Source organism: Rhizobium sp. L9 (assembly GCF_002531885.1).
Classification (GTDB): Bacteria; Pseudomonadota; Alphaproteobacteria; order Rhizobiales; family Rhizobiaceae; genus Rhizobium.
Genome location: NZ_NWSZ01000079.1, coordinates 1 through 2,105, shown reverse-complemented (window position 1 = coordinate 2,105; position 2,105 = coordinate 1). Strand labels below are relative to the sequence as shown.

The 2,105-nt window shown below is 61.2% G+C and carries 3 protein-coding genes and 1 pseudogene; 1 reads left to right on the top strand and 3 read right to left on the bottom strand.

What is annotated here, in order from left to right; translation table 11 throughout:
* Positions 1–191: 191 nt before the first annotated feature.
* Positions 192–755: a threonine transporter RhtB gene (locus CO660_RS32285; RefSeq protein ID WP_097601879.1), complete on the bottom strand. Its 564-nt coding sequence runs from the start codon at positions 753–755 to the stop codon at positions 192–194.
* Between the two features lie 128 nt (positions 756–883).
* Here CO660_RS32285 and CO660_RS32280 point away from each other — a divergent pair, with 128 nt between their 5' ends.
* Positions 884–1,087: a hypothetical protein gene (locus CO660_RS32280; RefSeq protein ID WP_097601877.1), complete on the top strand. Its 204-nt coding sequence runs from the start codon at positions 884–886 to the stop codon at positions 1,085–1,087.
* A gap of 47 nt (positions 1,088–1,134) precedes the next feature.
* Here CO660_RS32280 and CO660_RS32275 read toward each other — a convergent pair.
* A pseudogene (locus CO660_RS32275) lies at positions 1,135–1,444 on the bottom strand (hypothetical protein); the annotation flags it as partial.
* Positions 1,445–1,556: 112 nt separating this feature from the next.
* On the bottom strand, positions 1,557–2,105 hold a 549-nt coding region (locus CO660_RS32270), incomplete at its 5' end, for an aminotransferase class I/II-fold pyridoxal phosphate-dependent enzyme (RefSeq protein ID WP_141504978.1).

Genomic DNA, 2,105 nt, shown 5'->3' with positions numbered 1-2,105 from the left:
GCATCGGGACATGCCAAAATCTCCAAAGTGAAGCCATTGAAATCATTGGCATGTCGCACTTGGAAATAGAATGTACCGGCTACAAGGCGAATCTGGCGTAATCAACATTATGGAACACCAGTGTTTGCCAGCCGCACCAAGGGCTTGCGAAGGCGGCCGCTCGCCGCGCGCAGCAGAAACAGGAGCGGCTTTCATCCATCAAGAGCGCTGAACGTCAAGACGGCGGAGAATGCGACGAGGGTTGCGGATCCGCATCGCCGGGCAAACGACGGTATCCGTTTATCACGTCCAAGGATGACCCTGCCGATCGACAGCCAGATCGAGGAGACCGCGAGGACCACGGATGCGAGAATGGTAATGGATCCTGCAGTAGGCAGCTCCGCTGCGGGAGGGAGCATCGTCAGTCCGATGATCAGCGCTTTGGGATTTAACAGCGTCGTCACGGCCAGCTGCCTTACGCTCACGGCCTCGACCTGGCTCGATCCCATGCCCCAGAGCCGCAGCGCCAGGTACAGCACCCAGGTCGCCGAGATGAGTTTGACGCCTTGCGAAACCAGGGGGTGATCGCTGAGAAAAGAGCCGGCCAGACCGGATGCCGGAAGGACGATCGCAAGATATGCCAGCAGGACGGTGGCGAGTAGCGCGATCGCGCGCCCGACAGTCAGCCCCTGAGATGCCATTGCCAAAATGGCGTTGGTCGGCCCGGGCAAGATGAGAAGCGTGAAAACGCCTGATGCGAAAGGCAGAAGATGCACTGATACGGTCTCCGGTTTCCTCCGCTTCTTGCATGGTCGCGCCCGCCGGTCGTTGACAGAGATCATTTTGGCGACGGAACATTCCGGGCGCCCCGACGTTTATTGCGGTCAGGTCAGAGGTAGGCGCCATGCCTTGCATGATCAGGTTCATGCTCACTCGATTGGCCACGGGCTTTGCAATAGGATGCGCCGTGGGGTTCTTCGTTTGGCAGAACGGGTTTGCAGCAGCAGGTACGCTTGAGAATTATCTGGCACAGGGCCTTTTCATCTACCTCTTTGCGAGCACCGTCAGCGTGGGTTATCTCGCGACGGCTCTCCTCCTGGAAGAATAGCACCGGAAGATCAAAGTCCTGCTGCGCGGACGTCGGACAATCGCCAATCAAGCGTCCTGTTCCGGTTCAAGACCGGCCGGAATCTCGGACTGCAGCTCCGCCAGGCGCGTGTAAAGGCCGCCTTGGCGCATGAGCGAGGCGTGCGTCCCCTCTTCCACGATCCTGCGTCCATCGCCAGAATCCTCTCCGCCTTGAGCACGGTGGCGAGCCTGTGCGCGATCACGATCATGGTCCGCGCCGCCATCAATTCCTCCAGGCCTCGCTGGATAGCGCCGGCCTTCCCAAGGCAATGTTGTCGTAAACGGAAGCGGCAAACATCGTCACCTCCTGCGGGACAATGGCGATTTCCTTGCGCAGGGTCTGCGGGGGGAAACGCCGTTGTCTCCTCGATGCTTGCTTCACGCTTTGTCCCGCGAGCGGCGATTTATCTCTTTGATCGCGGCGAATATCGTGCATCTTTCCCCCGTGCTCAGGCTACCATCCGCGCCAGCGCGCAACGCGACCAGAGCGAATGCAGGGCATCGACGAGATGGGCGATATCGGCGTCGGAATGCAGCGGCGTCGGGGTGATGCGCAGCCGCTCGGTCTTCTTCGGCACGGTGGGATAGTTGATCGGCTGGACGTAGACGCCGCAATTGTCGAGCAGCAGGTCGGAGATCCACTTGCACTTGGCGGCATCGCCGACGAGCACCGGCACGATATGGCTGGGATTGTGCATATGCGGAATGCCGTTCTGGTCGAGCAGCGAGCGGAGTTTGCGCACGCGATCCTGATGGCGGGCGCGCTCGAACTGGCTGACCTTCAGATGCTGGATGGAGGCGACGGCGCCGGCGGCGAGCGCCGGCGGCAGCGCCGTGGTGAAGATGAAACCGGAGGCGAAGGAGCGGATGAAATCGCACAGCGCCGTCGACGCGGCGATATAGCCGCCCATCACCCCGAAAGCCTTGCCGAGCGTGCCCTCGATCACCGTCAGCCGGTCCATCAGTCCCTCCCGCTCGGCAATGCCGCCGCCGCGCGG

Bases quoted from the DNA above. Each gene is read 5' to 3' on its own strand.
- CO660_RS32280 (WP_097601877.1), top strand. From the start codon at position 884: ATGCCTTGCATGATCAGGTTCATGCTCACTCGATTGGCCACGGGCTTT.